Source organism: Micromonospora sp. RTBAU3-60, assembly GCF_054963695.1.
Window position 1 is genome coordinate 33,771 of record NZ_JBUEGB010000003.1, and the last position, 24,994, is coordinate 58,764.

At 74.1% G+C, this 24,994-nt stretch carries 20 protein-coding genes; 7 read left to right on the plus strand and 13 right to left on the minus strand.

Annotated elements, in window-relative coordinates; all coding sequences use genetic code 11:
• Nucleotides 1-9: 9 nt before the first annotated feature.
• The 7 genes from mraY to mraZ form a co-directional block, all read right to left on the minus strand.
• Nucleotides 10-1,134, minus strand: coding sequence for a phospho-N-acetylmuramoyl-pentapeptide-transferase (gene mraY, locus ACY34I_RS04175; protein WP_148796557.1), 1,125 nt, complete (start codon nt 1,132-1,134; stop codon nt 10-12).
• Nucleotides 1,131-2,528, minus strand: a complete 1,398-nt coding sequence (locus tag ACY34I_RS04180) for a UDP-N-acetylmuramoyl-tripeptide--D-alanyl-D-alanine ligase (RefSeq protein ID WP_462752617.1) — start codon at nt 2,526-2,528, stop codon at nt 1,131-1,133. Before ACY34I_RS04180 ends, mraY begins: the two co-directional genes overlap by 4 nt.
• Entirely contained in the window at nt 2,525-4,087 is a 1,563-nt protein-coding gene (locus ACY34I_RS04185; protein ID WP_462752619.1) for a UDP-N-acetylmuramoyl-L-alanyl-D-glutamate--2,6-diaminopimelate ligase, read from the minus strand. The genes ACY34I_RS04180 and ACY34I_RS04185 overlap by 4 nt, the downstream gene beginning before the upstream one ends.
• A gap of 52 nt (nt 4,088-4,139) precedes the next feature.
• Complete coding sequence (locus ACY34I_RS04190) at nt 4,140-6,362, minus strand: peptidoglycan D,D-transpeptidase FtsI family protein (RefSeq protein WP_462752621.1); 2,223 nt, start codon at nt 6,360-6,362, stop codon at nt 4,140-4,142.
• Between the two features lie 3 nt (nt 6,363-6,365).
• Nucleotides 6,366-6,959 (minus strand): cell division protein FtsL, encoded by a 594-nt coding sequence (gene ftsL / locus ACY34I_RS04195; protein WP_148796548.1) that lies wholly within the window; start codon nt 6,957-6,959, stop codon nt 6,366-6,368.
• A complete protein-coding gene (rsmH, locus tag ACY34I_RS04200; RefSeq protein WP_462752983.1) occupies nt 6,956-8,065 on the minus strand; it encodes a 16S rRNA (cytosine(1402)-N(4))-methyltransferase RsmH in 1,110 nt (369 codons plus the stop codon). Before rsmH ends, ftsL begins: the two co-directional genes overlap by 4 nt.
• 204 nt (nt 8,066-8,269) lie before the next feature.
• On the minus strand, nt 8,270-8,701 hold the full coding sequence (mraZ, locus tag ACY34I_RS04205; protein WP_148796546.1) for a division/cell wall cluster transcriptional repressor MraZ: 432 nt from the start codon (nt 8,699-8,701) through the stop codon (nt 8,270-8,272).
• Nucleotides 8,702-9,056: 355 nt separating this feature from the next.
• Here mraZ and ACY34I_RS04210 point away from each other — a divergent pair, with 355 nt between their 5' ends.
• From ACY34I_RS04210 to ACY34I_RS04220, 3 genes are read left to right on the plus strand one after another with little or no spacing between them, the layout of a single operon-like run.
• Nucleotides 9,057-10,304: a MurT ligase domain-containing protein gene (locus tag ACY34I_RS04210; protein ID WP_462752985.1), complete on the plus strand. Its 1,248-nt coding sequence runs from the start codon at nt 9,057-9,059 to the stop codon at nt 10,302-10,304.
• Nucleotides 10,294-11,013: a type 1 glutamine amidotransferase gene (locus ACY34I_RS04215; protein ID WP_148796544.1), complete on the plus strand. Its 720-nt coding sequence runs from the start codon at nt 10,294-10,296 to the stop codon at nt 11,011-11,013. The genes ACY34I_RS04210 and ACY34I_RS04215 overlap by 11 nt, the downstream gene beginning before the upstream one ends.
• Entirely contained in the window at nt 11,010-11,726 is a 717-nt protein-coding gene (locus ACY34I_RS04220; protein WP_462752625.1) for a TVP38/TMEM64 family protein, read from the plus strand. The genes ACY34I_RS04215 and ACY34I_RS04220 overlap by 4 nt, the downstream gene beginning before the upstream one ends.
• 122 nt (nt 11,727-11,848) lie before the next feature.
• On the opposite strand, the gene leuS is transcribed toward ACY34I_RS04220, so the two are convergent.
• Entirely contained in the window at nt 11,849-14,689 is a 2,841-nt protein-coding gene (gene leuS, locus ACY34I_RS04225; protein ID WP_462752627.1) for a leucine--tRNA ligase, read from the minus strand.
• 394 nt (nt 14,690-15,083) lie between these two features.
• Here leuS and ACY34I_RS04230 point away from each other — a divergent pair, with 394 nt between their 5' ends.
• The 3 genes from ACY34I_RS04230 (at nt 15,084) to ACY34I_RS04240 (ending at nt 19,995) form a co-directional block, all read left to right on the plus strand.
• The gene (locus ACY34I_RS04230) at nt 15,084-16,133 is read left to right on the plus strand and encodes an AAA family ATPase (RefSeq protein WP_148796539.1); all 1,050 of its coding nucleotides are present in this window, start codon (nt 15,084-15,086) and stop codon (nt 16,131-16,133) included.
• 1 nt (nt 16,134) lies between these two features.
• Nucleotides 16,135-17,433: a DUF58 domain-containing protein gene (locus ACY34I_RS04235; protein WP_462752629.1), complete on the plus strand. Its 1,299-nt coding sequence runs from the start codon at nt 16,135-16,137 to the stop codon at nt 17,431-17,433.
• A gap of 96 nt (nt 17,434-17,529) precedes the next feature.
• On the plus strand, nt 17,530-19,995 hold the full coding sequence (locus ACY34I_RS04240) for a transglutaminase TgpA family protein (protein ID WP_462752631.1): 2,466 nt from the start codon (nt 17,530-17,532) through the stop codon (nt 19,993-19,995).
• A gap of 151 nt (nt 19,996-20,146) precedes the next feature.
• Here ACY34I_RS04240 and ACY34I_RS04245 read toward each other — a convergent pair whose 3' ends face one another.
• The 5 genes from ACY34I_RS04245 to ACY34I_RS04265 all read right to left on the minus strand — a co-directional run bounded on the left by ACY34I_RS04245 (nt 20,147) and on the right by ACY34I_RS04265 (nt 24,077).
• Entirely contained in the window at nt 20,147-20,542 is a 396-nt protein-coding gene (locus ACY34I_RS04245; RefSeq protein WP_148796532.1) for a DUF3040 domain-containing protein, read from the minus strand.
• Nucleotides 20,543-20,657: 115 nt separating this feature from the next.
• Nucleotides 20,658-21,917, minus strand: coding sequence for a DNA polymerase IV (locus ACY34I_RS04250; protein WP_462752634.1), 1,260 nt, complete (start codon nt 21,915-21,917; stop codon nt 20,658-20,660).
• Nucleotides 21,918-21,976: 59 nt separating this feature from the next.
• Complete coding sequence (locus ACY34I_RS04255) at nt 21,977-23,140, minus strand: alkaline phosphatase family protein (protein WP_462752636.1); 1,164 nt, start codon at nt 23,138-23,140, stop codon at nt 21,977-21,979.
• A complete protein-coding gene (locus ACY34I_RS04260; protein WP_462752638.1) occupies nt 23,137-23,886 on the minus strand; it encodes a methyltransferase domain-containing protein in 750 nt (249 codons plus the stop codon). The genes ACY34I_RS04255 and ACY34I_RS04260 overlap by 4 nt, the downstream gene beginning before the upstream one ends.
• A gap of 14 nt (nt 23,887-23,900) precedes the next feature.
• The gene (locus ACY34I_RS04265; protein ID WP_187413461.1) at nt 23,901-24,077 is read right to left on the minus strand and encodes a hypothetical protein; all 177 of its coding nucleotides are present in this window, start codon (nt 24,075-24,077) and stop codon (nt 23,901-23,903) included.
• 179 nt (nt 24,078-24,256) lie between these two features.
• Here ACY34I_RS04265 and ACY34I_RS04270 point away from each other — a divergent pair, with 179 nt between their 5' ends.
• On the plus strand, nt 24,257-24,976 hold the full coding sequence (locus tag ACY34I_RS04270; protein WP_187413460.1) for a sulfite exporter TauE/SafE family protein: 720 nt from the start codon (nt 24,257-24,259) through the stop codon (nt 24,974-24,976).
• Nucleotides 24,977-24,994: the final 18 nt, after the last annotated feature.

A 24,994-nucleotide genomic window follows, 5' to 3' on the forward strand; every position in this document is an offset into this window, starting at 1 on the left:
CGGCCGCGCTCAGCTGACCGCGGCGAGGAACTCGCTGTAGAACAGGCCCAGCGCGATGGCCACGCCGATGCCGGCGATGATCCAGAACCGGACCACGATGTTGACCTCGCTCCAGCCGGCCAACTCGAAGTGGTGCTGCAGCGGTGACATCCGGAACACCCGCTTGCCGGTGGTCCGGAACGAGATGATCTGGATCACCACGGACATCGTGATGATCACGAAGAGCGCGCCGACGATCGGCAGCAGCAGGATGGTCCGGGTGGACATCGCCATGCCGGCGATCAGACCGCCCAGGCCGAGCGCCCCGGTGTCGCCCATGAAGATCCGGGCCGGCGAGGTGTTCCACCACAGGAAGCCCACACAGGCGCCCGCCGCCGCCCCGGCGATCAGGGCGATCTCCAACGGATCCCGGACGGTGTAGCAGTACGCCTCGGTGTAGTTCGGGTCGGCGCACCAGTGCCGGTACTGCCAGAACGCGATCAGCCCGTACGCGGCGAGCACCATCACCGAGGCGCCGGTGGCCAGGCCGTCGAGGCCGTCGGTGAGGTTCACGCCGTTGGTCGCGGCCATCACCACCAGGACGATGACGATCACCGAGGCGACCTTGCCGATCTCCAGCGCCGGGATGTCCCGGATGAAGCTCAGCGTGGTGCTGCCCACCGTCTCGGCGTTGGTCCGCTTGCCGGTGACGTCGTACATGGTGCTCGGGAAGTAGAGCGCGACCACGCCGAAGATCGCCCCGACCAGGATCTGGCCGGCCAGCTTGCCCCGCTTGTTGAGGCCGCCGCTGTGCCGCTTGCGCACCTTCAGAAAGTCGTCGATGAAGCCGACCGCGCCGGAGAACACCATCAGCCCCAGCAGCACCAGCGCGGTGATGGTCGGCTCGACCTGGGCGATCTGGGCGTCCGGCAGGGTGGTCAGGGCCAGGTGGCCGGCGACGTACGCAATCACCGTGGCCAGGATGAAGACCACGCCGCCCATCGTCGGCGTGCCCTTCTTGCCCTGGTGCATGGCCGGGCCCTCGGCCCGGATCGGCTGGCCGGCCTTGAGCCGGGTGAACACCTTGATCGCGATCGGGGTACCGAAGAGCGAAATGATGAAGGCAACCCCGATGGCGACGATCACCGCCCTCATGAAGCAGCCCCCTCGGTGGCGTCCGCGCGCAGCGCGTCGGCCACCTCCCAGGTGCGGTACCGGGAGCCCTTCACCAGGACCACGTCACCCGGACGTAGCTCGCTCCGCAGCACCTCGACGGCCGCCGCCTGATCGGTGAGCAGCACCGACTCTCCTCCCCAGTTGCCTACCGCTGTCGCGCCCTCGTGGATCGGCGCCGCCGGCTCGCCCACCACGAGCAGCCGATCGACGCCCAGCTCGGCCGCCAGCCGGCCGACCTGCTGATGTCCCTCCCGTTCGAAGTCGCCCAACTCGGCCATGTAGCCGAGCACGGCGAGGGTACGCCCTTCCCCCCGCATGCTCGCCAGCGCCCGGAGCGCGACGCCCATCGAGGCCGGGTTGGCGTTGTACGAGTCGTCGATCACCGTGACCCCGTCGGGACGCTCGAAGACGTCCATCCGGCGGGTGGAGACCAGGCCCAGTTCCCCCAGGGCGGCGGCCAGCTCGGCCAGCGGCATTCCCAGCTCGCGGGCGACCGCCGCGGCGGCCAGCGAGTTGGAGACCTGGTGCCGGCCGGTCAGCCCCAGCCGCACCGGCACGCTCCCCTCCGGGGTCACCAGCGTGTACGACGGCCGTCCCCGCCCGTCCAGCGTCACGTCCACCGCCCGCACGTCGGCCCGCGCCGACTCGCCGTACCGGACCACCCGCGCCCCGGTACGCGACGCCATCGCGTCGACCAGCGGGTCGTCGGCGTTCAGCACGGCCAGCCCGTCGGCGGGCAGCGCCTCGACCAGCTCACCCTTGGCCAGGGCGATGGTCTCCACCGAGCCGAACTCGCCGATGTGCGCGACCCCGACGTTGAGCACCACCGAGATGCGGGGCGGCACCACCTCGCACAGGTAGCGCACGTGCCCCACCCCGCGGGCACCCTTCTCCATGACCAGATATCGGGTCTCCGGGCCGGCCTGCAACGCGGTGTACGGGTGCCCCAGCTCGTTGTTGAACGAGCCGGGCGGCGCCACGGTCGGGCCGAGCCGCACGGCGAGCTGGGCGATCAGGTCCTTGGTGGTGGTCTTGCCGGAGGAGCCGGTCAGCCCGATCACGGTCAGCTCGGGCAGCCGGTCGACCACCGCGCGGGCCAGCCGCCCCATCGCGTCGAGCGCGTCGGCGACCAGCACCATCGGCACGCCGGGCACCTCGCGGGTGCCGAGCACGGCCACCGCGCCGGAGTCGACCGCGGACGCCGCGTAGTCGTGCCCGTCCACCTTCTCGCCGGGGAAGGCGACGAAGAGCCCGCCGGGGCCGACCTTGCGGGAGTCGAACTCCACCGTGCCGGTGACCCGGGCGTCCGGGTCGGCGGCGACCAGCCGGCCGTCGACGGCCGCGGCGACCTCGGCCAGGGTCAGCGGGATCATGGCCGCCCCACCCGGTCACCGAAGCGGACGCGCAGCGCCTCCGCCAGCTCCACCCGGTCGTCGAACGGCAGCACCTCGCCGTTGATCTCCTGGCCGCGTTCCTGGCCCTTGCCGAGCAGGGCCACGATGTCACCCGGTTCGGCCAACCGGACCGCCTCCTCGATCGCGGCCCGCCGGCCGGGCGCCTCGATGATCCGCGCGCCGGTGTTCGCCGCGTACGCCCCGGCGAGCACCTCGGCCCGGATCGCGGCCGGCTCCTCGGTGCGCGGGTTGTCGTCGGTCACCAGCACCACGTCGGCTCCGGTCGCCGCGACCGCCCCCATCACCGGCCGCTTGCCCCGGTCCCGGTCGCCGCCGGCACCCAGGACGCAGATCAGCCGGCCGGTGGTCAGGTCCCGCAGGGCGGTCAGCACCGCCTCGATGGCGTTGGCCTTGTGCGCGTAGTCGACCACCCCGAGCACCGGGGCGTCGCCGCTGACCAGCTCCAGCCGCCCGGGCACCCCACCGCAGGCGGCCACCCCGCGGGCCGCGGTGGCCGGGTCGACGCCGGCGGCCACCAGGATGGCGATGGCGAGCAGGGCGTTGGCCACGTTGTGCCGCCCGGGCAGCGACACGCCGGTCGGCAGGGCCAGCCCGTCCGGGCCGTGCACGGTGAAGCGCTGGGCGTACCCCTCGCCGTCGACGCCGTCAGCCCACCAGGTGGCGGTCGGGTCGCCGGCCGCCGAGTAGGTCACGGTCGCCGGTTTGACCAACGGACGCAGCGCCGGGTCGTCGTGGTTGAGCACCTCCACCTGGCAGCGCCCGTCGAAGAGCTTCGCCTTGGCGGCGAAGTAGTCCGCCTCGTCGGCGTGGAAGTCCAGGTGGTCGGAGCCGAAGTTCGTGTAGCCGCCGACGGTGAACCGGACCCCGCCGACCCGCCCCATGGCCAGCGCGTGGCTGGACACCTCCATGACCACCGCGTCGACCCCCCGCTCCCGGGCCACGGCGAGCATGGCGTGCAGATCGGTCGCCTCCGGGGTGGTCCGGACGCTGTCGATCACCAGGTCGCCGAGCCGGGTCTCCACGGTGCCGATCAGGCCGGTGGTGTGCCCGGCGGCGCGCAGCCCGGACTCGATCAGGTAGCTGGTGGAGGTCTTGCCGGCGGTGCCGGTCACCCCGATCACGGTCAGCCCGGCGGTCGGATCGCCGTAGACCGTGGCGGCGACCTCGCCGAGCACCGCCCGGGGATCGTCCACCACCAGCGTGGGCAGGCCCGCGCCGGCGGCCAGTTCGACGCCGGCCGGGTCGGTCAGCACGGCCACCGCGCCGGCCTCGGCCGCGGCGGCGGCGAACTCCCCGCCGTGCCGGCGGGCGCCGGGCAGGGCCGCGTACAGGTCGCCGGGGCGGACCTCCTGGCTGGCGTGGGTCACCCCGGTGACGGCCACGTCGGCGGCCGGCTCGGGCGCCAGAGCGGCCACCCGGGCGGCGAGGTCGCCGAGCCGGACGGGATTCACGGTACGGGGACGTGGATTGCCGGGCACGGCGTCAGACCCTACCCGGTCGTCCGGTCTCGACCGCACAGCCGCCCCGGTGGTTCGTCGCCACCCACCGATGATGTCTGCCGGTGCCCGCTCAGCGTGGAAAGACCTCGAACTTGGGGGACTTGTTGGTCAGCGAGGGCGGCACCCGGTAGTGGCGGAGAGTGAAGCCCATCATCTCCCGGAAGGCCGGCGCGGCCACCGCGCCACCCTCCCCGCCCGGGCTCCAGACGAAGACCGCCACCACATACTGCGGCTTCTCGGCGGGGGCCATCCCGATGAACGAGCCGACCTCGCCGGGCTGCTGTTTGCCGTCGACGTAGCGCAGGCCGGTGCCGGTCTTGCCGGCCACCCGGTAGCCGGGGACGGCGGCGGCCAGGCCGGTGGCCCGCCCGTCCGGGCCGTCGACCGTGGTGACCGCCTCCAGCAAGGTGCGCAGGTCGGCGGCGTTGCGCGGACTGAGCACCGGGCGGGTGATCGGTTTCGGGCCCGGCGTCCGCTTCCCGTCCGGGCCGATCACCTCCTTGACCAGGTGCGGCTGGACGTAGGTCCCGTCGTTGGCGATCGCGGCGTACGCGGCGGCCATCTGCAACGGGGTGGCGTCCACGCTGTGCCCGATCGGCACCGATCCGTACGCCGACCCGCTCCACTGGTCGGCGGGGAGCAGCCGCCCGGACGCCTCCCCCGGCAACCCCTCGCCGGTGGCCCGGCCCAGCCCGAAGCGCTTCTGGTAGTCGATGAGCCGGTCCTTGCCCAGCTTGTCGGCGATCTCGATGGTCCCGACGTTGGACGAGAACGCGAGCATGCCGGGGATGCTCATCCGCCGCCCGTTCGCCGGATGGGTGTCCCGGTAGGTGACGCCGCCCCTGGTGATCGCGTTGGCCACCGGGAACGCGGTGTCCGGCGCGATCACGCCCTCCTGGAGGGCGGCGCCGTAGGTGATCGCCTTGTGGATCGAGCCCGGGTCGACCACGAAGCTGGTGGCCGCGTCCTCGCGGTCCGCCGGGGAGTTGACCTTCGTCGGGTCGGCGGCGTTGTAGCCGGGGTAGCTCGCCTGGGCCAGCACCTCGCCGGTGCGGACGTCGATGATCACCGCTGCGCCGACGCTGCCCCGCGTCTGGGCCATCTGGGTGGACAGGATCCGCTGGGCCTGGAACTGCAGGTCCCGGTCGATGGTGAGGGTCAGCGAACCGCCGGGCTCGGCCGGGGTGGTCTGGCTGTAGCCGCCCGGGATGGGCGCGGCCAGGTCGCCCTGCCCCACCTCGTACGTCTTCTTGCCGGGCTGGCCCTCCAGGAGGTCGTCGTACTTGGCCTCCAGTCCCTCCAGCCCGACCATGTCCTGGCTGACGAAGCCGATCAGGTTGGCGGCCAGGTCGCCGCCGGGCACCTCGCGCCGCTCGTCGCGGTGCACGCCGATGCCGGCCAGGTCCAGCGCCATGATCTGCTTGGCCTTGTCGATCTTGACCCCGCGGGCCAGGTACTCGAACTGGGACTTGGTGGTGGTGCCGGGGAGGATGCGCTCCTTCATCTTCTCGGCCAGTTCGGAGGCCGACACCCCGAGCAGCGGGGAGAGCAGCTTCGCGGTGGCCACCGGATCCTTGACCTTGGTCGGGTCCGCGTAGACGTAGCGCGCCTCGATGCTGTGCGCCAGCGGCGCGCCGGTCCGGTCGTAGATGGCCCCGCGCGGGGCCGGCAGCTCGACCACGGCGAGCCGGTTGGCGAGCCCGCCGTCGGCGTACGCCGGGGTGTCCACGGTCTGGAGGAAGACCAGCCGGACGCCGATGGTGGCGAAGAGCGCGAGGGCGAGCAGCGTGCCGAGCCGCAGCCGGCGGCGCGGGTCGGCCAGCTTCGGCGGCCGGCGCGGCTTGCGGGCCGGTCGGCGGGCGGTGGCCGGCCGGGCCGGGCGGCGCGGGGTCGTCCGGCGGCGCGGCGGGGCCGGCAGCTCGTCGTCGTCGAAGGGCTCCCGGACCGGACGGGCGGACACGGTCCGCACCACGCCGGACCGGCCGCCCGCGGCGGTTGGCCGGCGGCCGGCACGGGTCGCCCCGGTCCGGCCGCCGTCGAGCACCTGCAGCGCCGGCCGGAACGGGTCACCGGAGCGGCTGCTGCGCGGGGTACGCCGCTGCTCGGCGCCCCCGCCGGCGCGGGCGGCGCCGCCCTCCCGGATGGTCCGCCCCCGGGGCGTGTACGCCCGGGCGTCGGAGATCCCGCCGACGCCCGGCTCCCCCGAGCGGGGGTCGGCGCCCCGGCCGCCCCGGGACGAGCCGCGCCGGGAGCCTGTGGCGTCCCGGCGCGGTTCCTCCGATCTCGGCGACACTGCTCAGCCCCCGTTGCCCTGCTGGCTGGTGATGGCGGGCGCGCCCTGCGCCGGGTGCGGCACGCCGATCATCTTCCCGTCGGGCAGCCGGATGTACGCCGGGTCGCCGGACTCGACCAGGCCGAGCTTGCGCGCGTTGGCCGTGAGGTTGCCGGGAGCCTCCTGGTCGGCGATCTCCTTCTCCAGCTGCTCCTGGTTGACGTCGAGCTTGGCCTGCTCCTGCTGGAGCTTCTCCAGCTTGAACGCGTTCTCGTTGATCTTGGTGTTGACCGCCAGGATGCCCAGCACGCCACCGACCACCAGCACCAGGATCAGCCCGACGAACGGCGCCCGCGGCACGGACACCGGCGGCGGCGGGGCGACCCGCAGCCGCGGCGACGCCGCACCGGTGTTCCGGGTCCGCTCGGCCGGCCGCAGCGCGGCGGCGCCGTCGGTGGGGAACTCGCGCGTCCCCCGGGCGCGGGTCGCCTCCCGGCGGTCGCGCCGGTCGGCCTCCGCCGTCGCGGTCCGCGTGGTGCGCTGCGCCGCGATCCGGCCCCCCGACCGCGGTGCGCGCTGCCCGACGGCGTCCCGGCCGTCGCGCGTGTTGACGTTCATGTCCCCTCCCCCTCTTCGTCCGTCCCGTTCCCGTCCCTCGGGGTCGACCGCGGGTCCGTGACGGACCCCGGTGACCCCGTCCCCGGTTGGTGCATCGCCTTCACCCGGCGGCGGTACCGTTCGCGGTCGGTACGCCCCTGCCGGGCCGCCTCCGGGTCGAGCCGCTCCGCTGCCCGCAGCCGCACCGAGGCGGCGCGCGGGTTCGCGGCGACCTCCGCCTCCCCGGGGAGCTCGGCGCCCCGGCTGAGCAGCCAGAACGTCGGGCCCGACCCGGGCAGTTCGACCGGGAGGTCGATCGGGCCCTTGCTGCGGACCCGGTCGGCGAGCGCCTGCTTGGTGAGCCGGTCCTCCAGCGAGTGGTAGGACAGGACCACCATGCGGCCGCCCACGGTGAGCTTGTCGAGCGCGGCCGGCAGCGCCGATTCCAGCGCTGCCAGCTCTCTGTTTACCTCGATGCGTAAAGCCTGAAACGTTCTCTTTGCCGGGTGTCCCCCGGTTCGTCGGGCTGGTGCCGGAATGCTCTCCCGAACCAGTTCGGCCAGTCGCGCCGACGAGGTGATCGGGGCGCGCTCGCGCTCCCGGATGATCGCCGAGGCGATCTTCCCGGCGAACTTCTCCTCGCCGTACACCCGCAGCACCCGGGCCAGCTCCGGATGGGAGTAGGTGTTGACCACCTCCTCGGCGGTCATCCCCCGGGTCTGGTCCATCCGCATGTCCAGCGGCGCGTCCTGCGCGTACGCGAACCCGCGGTCGGGCGCGTCGAGTTGCAGGGACGAGACGCCGAGATCGAACAGGACCCCGTCGATCGCCGGGTAGCCGAGCCGGTCGAGCACCTCGGGCAGCTCGTCGTAGACGGCGTGTTCGAGGTGGATCCGGTCGGCGAACCGGGCCAGCCGGACCCGCGCGTGGGCGAGGGCTTCGGTGTCCCGGTCCAGGCCGATCAGCACCGTGTTCGGGTGCGCCGCCAGCACCGCCTCGGCGTGCCCGGCCAACCCCAGCGTGGCGTCGACGTGCACGGTGCGGCCGGTCCGCCCCAGCGCGGGGGCCAGCAACTCGAGACACCGCTCGAGCAGCACCGGCACGTGCGTGCCGCGTAGCTCCCCCATGTCGACCCCCACTGGTTGAAACCTTCCGTCCGTCTCGCGTCCGTCGTCGCCACGACGCCTCGTCATACCGCCAGATCCCCATCCGCTCTCGCCCGCCGGAGGCCGCGGTCCCCCGGTACGGATCGTGCGCCTGGCACCGGGGAAGGGGTGCCAGGAACTCGAAAGCGGCTGGAGATCTCGCAGTACGTCGGGCGCCGTCACGCCCTACAGACCGCCGGGCAGCACCCCCTCCTCGATGTCGGCGAAGTCGTCTTCGCTCTCCGCGAGGTAGGCCTCCCAGGCCGCCTTGTCCCAGATCTCCACCCGGGTGCTCGCGCCGATCACGACCAGATCCCGGTCGAGGGCGGCGTACGAGCGCAGGTGCCCGGGGATGGTGACCCGTCCCTGCTTGTCCGGCACCTCGTCGTGCGCGCTGGCGAAGAAGACCCGGCTGTAGGCCCGGGCCGTCTTGCTGGTCATCGGCTGCGCGCGCAACTGGTCGGCGATCCGCTGGAACTCGGGCATCGGGAAAACGTAGAGGCAGCGCTCCTGCCCTTTGGTGATCACGACACCCCCCGCCAGCTCATCCCGGAACTTCGCCGGCAGGATCAACCGGCCTTTGTCGTCCAGGCGTGGGGTGTGGGTGCCGAGGAACATCGGCCCAACCCCCTCGCCCTGAGCGGCGTTCGCGGCGCCGCTGACCCCCCGGGCCGGTGTGGCCCTCCCGGCCTCACCATCGCGCCCCACTCTACTCCACTTCCCTCCACCTGCAACCAGAATCGCCCGCGTGGCGCGTCGCGCCCACGCGCAAAAGAGCACGTCAAACGGGGTGGGGCAGAGTGGAGGGCCGGAGCGGCCCCGGGCGCGGGTCCGCTACCCGACATTGATCGACTCCATCCGGCCGAGCGTCCGCTGGCCGTCCGCCGGACGTCCCCGGCCGAACGGATCGCGGTCGGCGGCGATCTGGCGGGCCCCGGGGTCCGGTAACCTCGCTCGGGTGACGGACGCGAAGATGCCCCTGCGGGCGAAGGTGGCCAGCTCCGTGTCGCGGACCGCCGCGGCGCTGTCGCGGGCCGCGGGTCGCGGCGACGGCTCGGTGATCGGCGGCTGGATCGGCCTCAAGATCGACCCCGACCTGCTCGCGCACCTGTCGGCGGGTCGCGCCATCGCGCTCGTGTCCGGCACCAACGGCAAGACCACCACCACCCGGCTCACCACCGCCGCCGTCGGCGTGCTCGGCCGGGTCGCCACCAACTCCTTCGGCGCGAACATGCCCACCGGCCACACCTCGGCGCTGGCCAAGGCCGGCAGCACCCCGTACGCGGTGCTCGAGGTCGACGAGCACTACCTCGCCCAGGTGCTGGAGGCCACCGAGCCGCACGTGGTGGCCCTGCTGAACCTCTCCCGCGACCAGCTCGACCGGGCCAAGGAGGTCGCCATGATGGCGCAGCTCTGGCGCGCCGCGCTGGTCCGGCACCCCGACGTCCGGGTGGTCGCCAACGCCGACGACCCGATGGTGGTCTGGGCTGCCACCCCGCCGGCCGACCCGGCCCAGGGCCACATCCCGCCCAAGGTCACCTGGTTCAGCGCCGGCCAGCGCTGGCACGACGACTCGTGGGTCTGCCCCGAGTGCGGCGCCACCATCCAGCGCTCAGGTGAGCAGTGGTGGTGCACCGGCTGCCCGCTGCGCCGGCCCGAGCCGCAGTGGACCGTCGAGGACGACGGGGTGCTCGACCCCACCGGCGCCTGGCACAAGGTCCAGCTCCAGCTCCCCGGCAAGGTCAACCTGGGCAACGCGGCCACCGCCCTGGCGGTCGCCGCCGAGTTCGGCGTACGGCCGGTGGACGCGGTCTCCCGGCTCGGCTCGGTCACCTCGGTGGCCGGCCGCTACGCCCAGGTCGACCGGGACGGGCGCAACATCCGGCTGCTGCTGGCGAAGAACCCCGCCAGCTGGCTGGAGGCGTTCGACATGGCCGACGAGGCGCCGACCCTGCTCTCCATCAACGCGCGCGACCCCGACGGGCTGGACACCTCCTGGCTCTTCGACGTCGACTTCGCCCCGCTGCGCGGCCGGCAGGTGCTGATCACCGGCGACCGGGCGTACGACCTCGCCGTCCGGCTCGACGTCAACGGCGTGCCGTTCCAGCACGTACGCAGCTTCGACGAGGCGGTCCGGTCGGTGCCGCCGGGCCGGCTGGAGGTCATCGCCAACTACACCGCCTTCCAGGACATCCGAGCGGAGCTGGACCGTGTCAACTGAGAGCCTGCGCATCGTCTGGATCTACCCCGACCTGCTCTCCACCTACGGAGACCGGGGCAACGCGCTGATCCTGGCCCGCCGGGCCCAGCTGCGCGGCATGCCGGTCGAGGTGCTGGAGGTGCGCTCCGACCAGAGGCTGCCCGCCACCGCCGACATCTACCTGATCGGCGGCGGCGAGGACGGCCCGCAGGCGCTGGGCGCCCAGCGGCTGATCGCCGACGGCGGCCTGCACCGGGCGGTGGCGCAGGGCTCGGTGGTGTTCGGCGTCTGCGCCGGCTACCAACTCCTGGGCACCTCCTTCTACGCCAAGGGCGCCCAGTACGCCGGCCTGGAGCTGCTGGACATCGCCTCCGACCGGGGGCCCACCCGGGCGGTCGGCGAGCTGGCCGGCGAGGTCGACGCGCGGCTGGGCATCCCGTACCTGACCGGCTTCGAGAACCACGGCGGGCGCACCCATCTGGGTCCGGGGGTGTCGCCGCTGGCCCGGGTGACCGCCGGAATCGGCAACGACGGGATGACCGAGGGCGCCTGGCGGGGCAAGCTGCTCGGCACCTACTCGCACGGCCCGGCCCTGGCCCGCAACCCGGCCCTGGCCGACCTGCTGCTGCGCTGGGCGACCGGCGCGCACCAGCTCCCCGCGCTGGACGACACCTGGGCCGAGCGGCTCCGGTCCGAGCGCCGCGCCGCGGTCGCCGCCGCCCGGGCATGACCCCCACCGCCCGGCGGCTGCTCCGGCGGCTGTCCGCATGGTCGGCGCGGTTGCTCCGGCAGCCCTCCGTGCGCCGGTTCGGGCTGTTGCTCCTGCTGCTCGCCGGGTTCGGCGTGGCGCTGCTGCTGGTGCCCCGGCCCGCCCCGGCCCAGCTGCCCCGGCTCGCCGACTCCCTCGGCGGGTACGCCCCGGTGGCGGCGGTCCTGGGCGGCGCGCTGCTGCTGGTGGCGCTGGTGCCACGTACCTTCGTCACGCTCGCCGCGGGCGCGATCTTCGGCCCGGTGGCGGGTGCCGCGTACGCCCTCGGGGCGGCGCTGCTGGGGGCGGCGATCGGCTTCGCGGTCGGCCGCCTGCTCGGCCGGGAGTTCGTGGCCGAGCGGGTCCGGGGCCGGCTGGCCCGGCTGGACGGCTGGTTCGCCCGGCAGAGCGTGCTCGGGGTGATCAGCGTCCGGCTGCTGCCGATCGCCGGTTTCGGGCTGGTCAGCTACGGCTACGGCACCACCGGCGCCCGGGTGCTGCCGTTCCTGGCGGGCAGCGTGATCGCCGCCGCCCCCACCGCCGTCGGGTACGCGGTGCTCGGCGCGGCGGTCAGCTCCACCGGCACCGTCAACTGGTACGCCGCCGCCCCGTCCGGCCTGGGGCTGATCGCCACCGTGGTGATCGTCCACCGCTGGTGGCGCGCCGAGCGGCGGCGCCGCGCGGCCCCAAGCTGAGCCCGGGTCGTGCCCGCTGACCGGCCGCGATCCGCACTCGTTCCCGGAGAGAGTGGCCATCCGCAGCGGGATGGCCACTCTCTCCGGGAAGCTGCGCGCCGGGGCGGGCGCCCCGGGGCGGGTCAGGCGACGACGGAGACCATCCGGCCCTTGACCACGATGACCTTGCGGGGTTCCTTGCCGGCCAGCGAGCCGGCCACCGCCTCCAGCGCGGCCGCCCGGACGTCGTCCTCGGACGCATCGGCGGGGACCTCGATCCGGCCCCGCACCTTGCCGTTGACCTGCACCGGGTAGGTCACCGTCTCGGCGACCAGCAGCGCCGGGTCGGCGGTCGGGAAGTCCGCGTACGCCAGGGAGGTGTCGTGGCCCAGCCGCTGCCACAGTTCCTCGGCGACGTGCGGGGCGAACGGCGCCAGCATCAGCACCAGCGGCTCGGCCACCTCGCGAGGCGTGGCGGACAGCCGGGTCAGCCCGTTGGTCAGCTCGATCAGCTTGGCGATCGCGGTGTTGAACCGCATCCCCTCCATGTCGCCGCGGACACCGTCGACGACCCGGTGCAGCAGCCGGCGGGTCTCCTCGTCGGCCGGCGCGTCGGTGACCCGCACCTCGCCGGTCTGCTCGTCCACGATCGCCCGCCAGACCCGCTGCAGGAACCGGTACGAGCCGACCACCGCCCGGGTCTCCCAGGGCCGGGACACCTCCAGCGGGCCCATCGACATCTCGTAGACCCGGAAGGTGTCCGCGCCGTACGCGGTGCACATCTCGTCCGGCGTGACCACGTTCTTCAGCGACTTGCCCATCTTGCCGTACTCGCGCTTGACCTGGACGTCGCCCAGGTAGAAGCCGCCGTCGCGGTCCACCACGTCGGCGGCGGGCACGTAGGCGCCGCGGGCGTCGGTGTAGGCGTAGGCCTGGATGTAGCCCTGGTTGAACAGCTTCCGGAACGGCTCGAAGCTGGAGACGTGGCCCAGGTCGTACAGGACCTTGTGCCAGAACCGGGCGTACAGCAGGTGCAGCACGGCGTGCTCCGCGCCGCCGACGTACAGGTCGGTGCCGCCGCAGTCGCCCGCGCCGCGCGGCCCCATCCAGTACCGCTCGTTCTCCGGGTCGACGAAGCGCTCGCCGTCGGTCGGGTCCAGGTAGCGCAGCTCGTACCAGCAGGAGCCGGCCCACTGCGGCATCACGTTGGTCTCCCGGGTGTAGCGCTTCGGCCCGTCACCCAGGTCCAGCTCCACCTCCACCCAGTCCCGGCGCCGGGACAGCGGGGTCTCCGGGTCGCTGTCGGCGTCCTCCGGCTCGTAGGTCCGCGGGGAGAAGTCGTCCACCTCGGGCAGCTCGACCGGCAGCATCGACTCGGGCAGCGCGATCGGCGTGCCGGTCTCGTCGTACACGATCGGGAACGGCTCGCCCCAGTAGCGCTGCCGGCTGAACAGCCAGTCCCGCAGCCGCCAGGTCACCGCGCCGGTGCCGTGTCCGTTCGCCTCCAGCCACTCGATGATCCGGGCCTTGGCGTCGGCCACCCCCAGGCCGTTCAGGTCCAGGCCGCGGTCGGGCGCGGCGCTGTTGATCGCCGGGCCGTCCCCGGTGTACGCCTTGCCGGCGAAGCCCTCCGGCGGCTGCACGGTACGCACGATCGGCAGGTCGAACACCTCGGCGAAGTCCCAGTCCCGCTCGTCCTGGGCGGGCACCGCCATGATCGCGCCGGTGCCGTAGCCGGCCAGCACGTAGTCGGCGATGAAGATCGGGACACGCGCTCCGGTCACCGGGTTGATCGCGTACTCGCCGACGAAGACGCCGGTCTTCTCCCGGGTCTCCGCCTGCCGCTCCACGTCCGTCTTGGCCGCGGCGGCCTTCCGGTACGCCTCGACGGCCGCCCGCGGGCTGGCGTGCCCGCCGGTCCAAGCCTCCTTCGTCCCCTCCGGCCAGGCCGCCGGCACCAGCCCGTCGACCAGCTCGTGCTCGGGTGCCAGCACCAGATAGGTGGCCCCGAAGACGGTGTCCGGCCGGGTCGTGAACACCCGGATGGACTCCCGGCCGGCGGGGAAGTCGATGTGTGCGCCCTGCGAGCGGCCGATCCAGTTGCGCTGCATCAGCTTGATCGGCTCCGGCCAGTCCAGCTTGTCCAGGTCGTCCAGCAGCCGGTCGCCGTACGCGGTGATCCGCATCATCCACTGCTTCAGGTTCCGCTTGAAGACCGGGAAGTTGCCCCGCTCGGAGCGGCCGTCGGCGGTGACCTCCTCGTTGGCCAGCACGGTGCCCAGCCCCGGGCACCAGTTGACCGGCGCCTCCGAGACGTACGCCAGCCGGTGGTCGTCGACGATCTTCCGCCGCTCGGCCACGGTCAGCTCGGCCCACGACCGGCCGTCCGGGGTGGGCCGGTTGCCCCCCTCGAACTCGGCGATCAGCTCGGCGATCGGGCGGGCCTTGCGCGCCTGCGCGTCGTACCAGGAGTTGAAGATCTGCAGGAAGATCCACTGGGTCCAGCGGTAGAAGTCGGTGTCGATGGTGGCCACCGAGCGCCGCTCGTCGTGGGCCAGCCCCAGCCGGCGCAGCTGTGCCTTGTACCGCTCGATGTTCGCCACCGTGGTGGTCCGCGGGTGGGTGCCGGTCTGCACCGCGTACTGCTCGGCGGGCAGGCCGAACGCGTCGAAGCCCATGGCGTGCAGCACGTTGCGCCCGGCCATCCGCTGGTAGCGGGCGAAGCAGTCGGTGCCGATGTAGCCCAGCGGGTGGCCGACGTGCAGGCCGGCGCCCGACGGGTAGGGGAACATGTCCAGCACGTACAGCTTCTCCGCGCCCGCCCGCGGGTGGTCGGGGTCGGCCAGCGGCCCGGTGGGGTTCGGCGCGTGGAAGGTGCCCTCCCGCTCCCAGGTGTCCTGCCAGCGGTGCTCGATCTCCTCGGCCAGGGCCGCGGTGTACCGGAACGGGGGGATGTCGGTCGCCGGTGCGGCTGCCTCACTCATGGCGTCTCCTCGGCGCGGGTCAGATCGGGTGATGGGGAGGTCTGCTGCGGGCACAAAAAAGCCCCTCGCGCAGGAGGGGCCGCCGTGCTGTCGCGCGTCAGCGCATCAGCACGGCCCGGTAAGAAGCAGGAAGACTCCGGCCATGTCCGGCAGTGTACCCCGCCTGCCCAGCGACTATCTCGCCCGCACCACGGGACGGGACTCATCCCCCGGTTCGGCGAATATTTGGGGCGTAACCGACCGACCGGCTGCGGGGGTCGGCGACAACGACAAACATGGTTAGCCTGAGAGACCAGTGAGATTTCTGCGGCAGACGTGGCTCGACGTCGCGAACCAAACGGCGGGTCCAGGTGCTCTATTCAGCGCTGCCGTCCAGGCGACGAGGAGGAGGCCCGTGACACAACAGACCTGGGACGAGGTGGGCGGTCTGCTGCCGCACGACGAGTTCCGCGCGGCCAGCGAGGCCATCGTGGCCAACATCGAGCAGGTGATCGAGGGCAAGACCGCCACGGTCCGACTCGCCCTGGCCGTGCTGCTCGCCGAGGGTCACCTGCTCATCGAGGACGTGCCCGGCGTCGGCAAGACCAAGCTCGCCAAGGCCCTGGCCCGTTCGATCGACTGCTCGGTGCGCCGGATCCAGTTCACCCCCGACCTGCTGCCCAGCGACGTCACCGGGGTCAGCGTCTACAACCAGGAGACGCACGACTTCGAGTTCCGGCCGGGCGCGGTCTTCGCCAACCTGGTGGTGGGTGACGAGATCAACCGGGCCTCGCCGAAGACCCAGTCGGCCCTGCTGGAGTGCATGGAGGAGCGGCAGGTCACCGTCGACGGGGTCACCTACCAGCTGCAGACGCCGTTCATGGTGATCGCGACGCAGAACCCGATCGAGATGGAGGGGACCTACCCACTGCCCGAGGCGCAGCGCGACCGGTTCACCGCCCGCATCGCGATGGGCTACCCGGACGCCGGCGCCGAGCTGGCCATGCTGGACGGCCACGGAGCCACCGACCCGCTGACCGAGCTGCGCCCGGTCTCCGACGCGGCGACCGTCCGCCAGCTCATCGGCCACGTCCGGCAGGTGCACGTCGCCGACGCGGTCAAGCAGTACGCGATCGACCTGGTCACCGCCACCCGCGAGGCCCCCGACCTGCGGCTCGGCGCGTCCCCGCGGGCCACCCTCCAACTGCTGCGCACCGCCCGCGCGGTGGCCGCCCTGGAGGGCCGGGACTACGTCCTCCCCGACGACCTGCAGGCCCTCGCGGTGCCGGTGCTGGCGCACCGGATCATCCCGACCGCCGACGCGCAGCTCGCCCGGCGTACCACCGACGCGATCGTCGCCGAGCTGGTGCACCGGCTGCCGCTGCCGCACGACCGCAAGCGTTCCCCGTACGACACCCGCCCCGGTGGCACCGGTCGCGGGCCGTTCGAGCCGCGGAGGCCGTGAGGTGCGCGACGGGCTGCGCGGGCTGACCACCCGCGGCCGCTCGTTCCTGGCGGCCGCGGTCGCCGCCGCGATCTCGGCCGGCATCCTCGGCGAGAAGGACCTGCTCCGGGTGGCCGTCCTGCTCGCCGTCCTGCCGCTGCTCGCGGCGGCGTACGTGGGTCGCAGCCGCTACAAGCTGGCCTGCAGCCGGTCCCTCGAACCGCACCGGGTGCCGGTCGGCGCCAGCTCCCGGGTGGTGCTGCGGCTGCAGAATTTGTCCCGCCTGCCGACCGGCACCCTGCTGCTGGAGGATCGGCTGCCGTACGCGCTGGGCAGCCGGCCCCGGGTGGTGCTGGAGCGGCTCGGCGCGCACCAGGCCAGCTCGGTGGCCTACACCGTGCGGGCCGACGTGCGCGGCCGCTACGAGGTGGGTCCGCTGGTGGTCCGGCTGACCGACCCGTTCGGGCTCTGCGAGCTCAGCCGGGCCTTCCCCAGCATCGACCACCTCACCGTGATCCCGCAGGTCACCCCGCTGCCCCCGATCCGCCTTCCCGGCGAATACGCCGGCAGCGGCGACAGCCGGGCCCGCTCGGTCGCGGTGCACGGCGAGGACGACGCGGCCACCCGGGAGTACCGGGTCGGCGACGACCTGCGCCGGGTGCACTGGAAGTCGACCGCGCGCACCGGCGAGCTGATGGTGCGCCGGGAGGAGCAGCCCTGGGAGAGCCGCGCCACGGTGGTCCTGGACACCCGCGCCGCCGGCCACCGGGGCGACGGCCCGACGGCGAGCTTCGAGTGGTCCGTCTCCGCCGCCGCCAGCATCGCCGTGCACCTGCGCCACGCCGGCTACAAGCTGCGCCTGGTCACCGGCTCCGGCGCGGACGTCGGCGCCACCGAGGCGGCCGGTGACGGCCTGCTCCTCGACCACCTCGCCGAGGTACGCCTCGACAAGCGCGGCGAGATCACCACGTTGGTGGAGCAGGTCCGGCAGCGCGCCGACGGCGGGCTGATCATCGCGCTGTTCGGCACGCTGAGCACCGCCGAGGCGGAGCTGCTGGCCGGGCTGCGCGGCAGCGGCGCGACCTGCGTCGGCTTCCTGCTCGACAGCACCACCTGGCTCAACCTGCCGGCGAAGGCCCGCAGCGAGGCGGAGCACGCGCACGGCACCGCCGCGCTCGCCCTGCTGCAGAGCGGGTGGCGGGTGATCGGCGTGGCGCACGGCAACCGGCTGCCCGTGCTCTGGCCGCAGGCGGCCCGCGGCTCCCAGGGCTTCGCGCTGCGGGCGGCGCTGGCCGAGACGGTGGCCGGAGGCGTGCGATGACCGGAAGGGTGGTCTCGTGAGGGAGCGGAGCGAGCGAACCATTTGGCTCAGCACCGGGGCGCGTCGCGCCGCCGGCGAGCGAAGCGAGGCGGTGGCGTGACCGCGCACCGCAACCTCGGCTTCGTCGCCGCCGCGGCGACCCTGCTGGCGGCGGCCCCGCTGTCCGCGATCTTCCAGCACTGGACGTGGCTGGTCGAGGCGGCCATCGTGGTCGCCGTGGTGGCCGGCGCCGCCGCGCTGAGCCGGCTGGCCCGGGCACCCCTGTGGGGCCAGATCATCGCCATGCTCGCCGGTCTCACGCTGGGCCTGACCTGGGTCTTCCCGGGCGGCACCGAGCTGCTGGCGTTCCTGCCCACCCCGGGCACCTTCGCCCACTTCGGCGAACTGCTGGGCGCCTCGGTGCAGGACATGCGGACATACAGCGTGAAGGTCGACGACGTCGACTCGCTGCTCTTCCTCGCCGTGCTGGGCATCGGTGCCGTCGCCGTGGTGGTGGACGTGCTGTCCGTCGGGCTGCGCCGGCCGGCGCTGGCCGGGCTGCCCATGCTGGCCATCTACTCGGTACCGGTGGCGGTCTACGTGGACAACGTCCCCGCCACCCCGTTCGTGGTGGGCGCCTGCGGCTACCTGTGGCTGCTGGTCACCGACAACGTCGACCGGGTACGCCGGTTCGGCCGCCGGTTCACCGGGGAGGGCCGCGACGTCGACGTCTGGGAGGCCTCGCCGCTGGCCGCGGCGGGTCGCCGGCTGGCCGTGGTCGGGGTCGCCCTCGCGGTGGCGCTGCCGCTGGCCGTGCCCGGGATGACCAGCGGGCTGATGAACAGCGTCGGCAACGGCACGGGCGACGGCAACGGGCGGTCGGGCCACGGCAGCGGCGGCCGGGTCGACCTGTTCGCCGCGCTCAGCGGTCAGCTCAACCGGACCGAGGTGACCGAGCTGGTCAAGGTCACCACCAACGAGCCGAACCCGTTCTACCTGCGCTTCGGCGTGGCCGACGAGCTGACCCCGAGCGGCTTCCGGGACCGGGTCCCCGTCGGGAAGGCGGTGAACCAGGACCTGCCCGACCCGTCGGAGCGCGCCGGCCGCAACGTCGAGCGGCAGCGCTACCGGGCCACGGTCGAGGTGACGAAGAACCTCAACATGCCGCTGCTGCCGGTCTACGCCGAGCCGGTGAAGACCGAGGACCTCAGCCGCAGCTGGCGCTACGACCCGAACCTGCAGGTCCTCTTCTCCGACCGGGAGAACTCGCGGGGCAAGCGCTACTCGTTCGACTACGTCCGCTCGACGTACAGCCCGGCCGCGCTGCGCGCGGCGCCGTCCCGGCCGGCCGACGACCAGGTGCTGGGCAAGCAGGTCTTCACGCCGCAGGTGCCGGCGGTCCGCAAGCTGGTCGATCGGCTGATTAAGGGCAAGCAGACCGACTACGACAAGGTCCGGGCGATCTACAACTACTTCTCGGTGGAGAACGGGTTCACCTACTCGCTCTCGACCAAGGGTGGCACCAGCGGGGACGACATCACCGACTTCCTGTCCACCAAGGCGGGCTTCTGCCAGCAGTACGCCAGCGCGATGGCCTGGCTGGTCCGGCAAGCCGGCATCCCGGCCCGGGTGGCGTTCGGCTTCACCAACGGCAACAACTCCGGCGGCGGCACGTACGTGCTGACCAACCAGAACCTGCACGCCTGGACGGAGGTCTACTTCGGCGGGATCGGCTGGGTGCCGTTCGACGCCACCCCGGCGGCCAGCGTCCCCGGGTCGGTCCGGTCCGCCTGGGCCCCCGACACGGAGGCCACCGACGAGCCCACCCCGTCGCCGGGGAGCACCGCCGCCCCGGGCGGGGTCGACCCCTCGGCCGGCCCGAACGGTCCGGACCGGCTCGACAAGGACGCCGACCAGGGCCTCTCCGTCGGCGCCGGCGGCCCGGCCCGGCAGTCGCCGGTCTGGCCGTGGTGGGCGGCCGGGGCCCTCGCCCTGCTGGCGCTGCTCGCGGTGCCGGCGCTGCGCCGCTCCGCGCTGCGCCGGCGCCGGCGGGTCCGGGTCGCGGCCCCGGTGGCCACCGCGCTGGCCACCATTCCCGGCCCGCGCGGTGAGGTACGCGACATCGTGGTCGGGGTGGACGCCGACCGGGCCCGCGCGGACGCGCACGCCGCCTGGGACGAGCTGCTCGACACCCTGGTGGACTTCCAGGTCCGCGTGGACCGGACGGAGACTCCCCGGGCGACCGCCGAGCGGCTGGTCCGGGAGACCCTCGTCGAGGACGCCGGCGCGGTGACCGGCGCCCGGCTGCTCGGCCGGGCGGAGGAGCGGGCCCGCTACGCCCGCGACCCGCTGGCCGGCGAGGAGCTGCATCCGGCCCTGCGGTCGGTACGCGGGGCGCTGGCCGCCCGGGCCGACCGGCGTACCCGGATCATGGCGGCCCTGCTGCCGCCGTCGGTGCTGCTGCGCTGGCGGACCACGATGTCGGAGCGTTCCGCCCAACTGGTCACCGTGAGCGGGCAGGTGCGGCAGCGGCTGCTCCGGTGGAGCCCGCGCCGGCTGCTGGCGGGCCGCCCGGCCCGGTGACCGGCACCGCGGCACGACCGTGTTGCGCCCTGGAAGTGGTGGTGTCCGGGTTCACCGGATGCCACCACTTCCGCGACGCGGCGCGCCACCGGAATGAGACCGGCGGCTCGCCCGCGCGGGTGGGCCTGTCCTCAGCGTCGTTGCGCGCCGATCAGCGGTGCCCCTCCGGGCGCTGCCGCCAGCGGTCCTCCATCCGGTCGAGGAAGGATCCCCGCCGGCCGGTCCGGCCCCGGGGACGGCGCCGGCTCGTCGTGCCGCCCACCACGTGCAGGTCGGGCGACTGGGACCGCCGGTGCGACTGCACCGCGTAGCCGAGTGAGGCCAGCATGACGACGAAGCCCGCCACGGCCACCGGGGGCGCCTTGATCACGGCTCCGTAGATCAACAGGGCCAGACCAGCGATGACCACGCCGGCAGCGACGAGCACGCGACGCCGCGCGTGGAAACGCGGGTCGCTGGCGCGCACGGCCGAGGCGAATTTGGGGTCCTCGGCAAGCGACCGCTCGATCTGCTCGAACAGCCGCTGCTCGTGCTCCGAGAGCGGCACGGCACTCCTCCCCGGTCACGTTGGTCGGCCCGGTCGGGCCGACAGACCGTGGCAGCCAACCGGCTGCTTACCCGCAAGTCTACGAGGGGGCTCGCGCGTCGGAAAGCGGGACGACCTACGGCCGGGCCGGTTTTTCGATTCGTCGCTGATCACGCTTCCCGAGCAGACTGGCCGGACCTATGACGGACCGCCCGAATCGGGCAGCGGCCGCGTCGGCGGCCGCCTCCGCCTCCCGCCAGCCGCGCTCCGGCGCGCCGAGGGTGAGCTGTCGCGGGGTCTCCGCCGCGGTGGCGAGCCCCTCCATGCGTACGCCGACCAGGCGGACCGGCTCGCCGGGGGCGAGGGCGGTCCAGAGGGCCCAGACCGTGTCGAACATCTCCCGGGCGGTGTCGGTCGGCACGGTGAGGGTGCGGGACCGGTTGACCGTGCGGAAGTCGGCCAGCCGGACCTTGAGCGACACGGTCCGGCCCACCTGACCGGCGGCGCGCAGCCGGGCGCCGACCTTCTCGGCGAGGGCCAGCAGGGCGCGGCGGATCTGCGCCGGGTCGGTGACGTCGACGTCGAAGGTCACCTCCGCGCCGATCGACTTCTCCACCTGCTCCGGGGAGACCCGGCGCGGGTCCCGCCCCCAGGCCAGCTCGTGCAGGTGGGTCGCCGCCGCCTCGCCGACCGCCCGCCGGAGCAGGCCGAGCGGCGCCTCGGCCAGGTCGCCCACGGTGTTCAAGCCGAGCCGGCGCAACGTCTCGGCGGAGCGCTCCCCCACGCCCCACAGCGCCCCCACCGGCAGCGGGTGCAGGAAGTCGAGCACCCGGGCGGCGGGCACCACGAGCAGCCCGTCCGGCTTGGCCCGGGTGGAGCCGAGCTTCGCCACGAACTTGCTCGGCGCCACCCCGACCGAGCAGGCCAGCCCCTGCTCCTCGGCGACCCGGCGGCGGATCAGCCGGGCGATCCCGGCCGGCGAGCCGAAGAGCCGGCGGGCGCCGGCGACGTCGAGGAACGCCTCGTCCAAGGAGAGTGGCTCGACCAGCGGGGTGACGTCCCGGAAGATCCGCATCACCGCCTGGGAGGCCGCCGAGTATTGCGCGAAGTCAGGCGGCAGGTAGACCGCGTCCGGGCAGAGCGCCCGGGCCCGTGCGGTCGGCATGGCGCTGCGGACGCCGTACCGGCGGGCCTCGTAGCTGGCCGAGCTGACCACCCCGCGCGGCCCGACCCCGCCCACCACGACCGGCCGGCCGCGCAGCTCGGGCCGGCGGCGCACCTCGACGGAGGCGAAGAACGCGTCCATGTCGACGTGCAGGATCGGACAGCCGGTGTCGTCGGCGTCCGGCCCGAAACGCGGATCACCGCCTCGGGGCAACGACTGGCTGCGGCCCATCCCCGCACGCTAACCGCCCGGTCCGACAACCCGCCGGTCGGGCGGGCGCGGGCGGCGGGTCAGCCGCGGATGAGCAGGAGCGGGATGGTCATCTCGGCGGCCGTGTCGGCGCCGTGGTACGCCACCAGCCGCGACTCCATCGGCTTCTCAGAGCGGGTGGCGACCACGGCGTACGTGCCCCGGCAGACCACCACCACGTCGCCGATCCGCTGCAGGTGCTCCTCGGCCACCGGCCCGAACCAGCCGGTGGCCACCGCCTCGTCCCGGGTGGTCACCCACGCGGCGCCGTCCAGCACCGCCGACCAGGCGGCCACCACGTCGGCGGTGGCGCCCGGCTCGACGTGCAGGTAGCGGACCCGGGGCTCACCGGCGACCACCCGCACCCCGGCCCGCAGCCGGGGATCGGTGTCCAGGTCGATCCGGTGGTCCGCCGGCACGTTGAGCTGCCCGTGGTCGGCGGTGACCAGCAGCGCGGCGTCCGGCGGCAGCCCGTCGACCAACTGGACGAGGAGCCGGTCCACCTCGGTGGCGGCCAGCCGCCAGGGCACGGAGTCGACGCCGCTCAGGTGCCCGTGCCGGTCCAGGTCGGGGTGGTACCCGGAGACCAGGGCCGGTCCGGCGCCGGACGCGAGGGCGGCGAGCATCTGCCCGGCGAGCGCGTCGACGTCGGAGGCGCCCCGGTAGTCGCCGCCCCGGTTCGCGGCCAGGGTCAGCCCGCTGCCGGCGTACTCGGGACGGCTGACCACGGTCACCGCGACCCCGGCGGCGCGGGCCCGCTCGTACTGGGTGGGGACGGGCTGCCAGCGCAGCGGCTCGGGGTCGCCGGCCCACTCGATGTGGCTGAGCACCCGGTCGGTGTCCGGCACGCGGACCTTGAAGCCGAGCACCCCGTGCGCCCCGGCGGCCGCTCCGGTGCCGAGGGTGACCAGGCTGGTCGGGGTGGTGGAGGGAAACCCGGAGGTGAGCGGGGTGCCGACGGTGGCGGCCAGCCCGGCCAGGGTCGGCGCGTACGGGGCGGCGGTGGGGAGCTGGTGCCAGCCGAGCCCGTCGACGAGCAGGACGGCGATCCGGCGTACCCCGGCCAGCCGGGACGTCAGTCCGAGCAGGTCGGCCGCGCCGGGCACGCCGAGCACCGCGAGCGCGCTGGGCAGCACGTCGGCGAGGCTGCCGCCGCCGTAGCGGGGGGCGACCGGGGCGAGCGGATCCACCGCCGGGTCGGTCATGCCGGGCGGCGGGCGAACAGGTGCAGCTGGGCGGCGATGTCCCGGTACGGCGGCCGGGCCGCCAGGGCCCGCTCCAGCTCGACCAGCGCGGCCGGCCCACCGTCCGCCACGGCGGCGGGCAGCAGGTCGGCCAGGACGCGTACGCCGTGGATCTCCTCGACGGTGAGGCCGGCGGCCGTGAGCAGGGCGGCCGCCCCGTCGGCGTCGTACCGCCGGTGCAGGGTGTCCCGCGGGCCGGCGCTGCCGTCCGGGTCGGCGGCGAGCGCGGCGGCGACGTCGAGGTGGCCGTTCATCGCGCGGCCGAGCACGGCGGCGGCCCGTCCGGCGACCAGGACGCTGGCGGCGCCGCCCCGGCGCAGCGCGCCCACCAGCGCCGACATCACCGACGCCGGTTCGTCGACGACCTCCAGCACGGAGTGGCAGAGCACCAGGTCCATGCTGGCCGGCGGGACCAACGCCGAGAGCGCGTCGCCGTCGCCCTGCACCGCGCGTACCCGATCGGCGACCCCGGCCTCGGCGGCCCGGCGGGTCAGCGCGGCGAGCGCGTCGGGGCTGGCGTCGACCACCGTGACGTGGTGGCCGGCCTCGGCGAGCGGGACGGCGAAGCCGCCGGTGCCGCCGCCGACGTCGAGCACGGTGAGCCGCTCGCCGGCGCGGCGGTCCAGCTCGGCCCGGAGCACCGCCCAGATCACGGCGGTACGGGGGGTCTGGGTTCGGGTCTGCTCCACCCCGCCGAGCCTAGTCACCCGCGCCAGCGGGGTCAGGACTCGCCGCCTCCGGCCGGGTCCTCCTCGGCGCGGGAGCGGTGGGCGTTGGCCACCGGCCCGTCGGTCACCGGGTATTCGTGCACCTCGGTGTCGTGCGCCGGGACCCAGTCCGCGCCGAGTCGGGTCCGTCGGGCGTTCGCGACGCCGCGGTAGGAGTTGCTCCCCGTCATCGTTCTCCACCTTTCCTGCGTGGGCCGCTCTGCCCACGCCGGCGGACCGTATCTCCGGCCCGTCGGTCCATGAAACGGGGTTGTGGCCGACGCCATGCCCGCTGCCGGGCCGGTGTGGCGAAGATCTCCACGGCGTGGGCCTGTTGCCGACCCACCGTCGACCGGATCAGGCTGACCAGATGGTCGTCCTGCTCTGCGCCTTCGGCATCGTGCTGCTCGGGGCGTTCGCGCAGGCGGTGAGCGGCTTCGGGTACGCGCTGCTGACCGTGCCGCTGCTGGCTGCCGCGATCGACCCCCGCAGCGCGGTCGTGCTCTCCGCGTTGACCGGCATCGGGCTGACCCTCACGGTGGCGGTCCGGGAGCGCGGGTACGCCCGGTGGCGGGTGGCGGCGGCGCTCAACGCGACCGCCCTGCTCGGTCTGCCGGCCGGCCTGCTGGTGCTCGCGTACGCGCCGGACCGGCTGCTCAACGGGCTGATCGCGGTGGTGGTGCTCGGCTGCGTCGCGCTGGTCGCCCGCGGTGCCCGGATCCGCACCGGCCGGGTCGGGCTCGGCGCGATCGGCGTGCTGGTCGGCGTGCTCACGGCGGCCACCGGCACCAACGGGCCGCCGCTGGTCGCCGCGTTCCACTCGCTCGGCTACGACCCGCGTACCTTCCGGGCGACGCTCGCCGCGACCTTCTCCGGCACCGGGCTCGTCGGGCTGGTGGGGTTCCTGCTCGCCGGTCAGGTGCACGCCGACCTGGTGCGGATCGCCCTCGTGGCGCTCCCCGCCGTGCCGCTCGGCTGGTGGCTGGGCAACCGGCTGTTCCACCGGATCGACCCGGTGGTGTTCCGGCGGATCGTGCTGGTCGGGCTGCTCGGCAGCGCTGGCGCCGCCCTCGCCGCCCTCGCCGGCTGAGCCGGTCGTCCGCCGGCC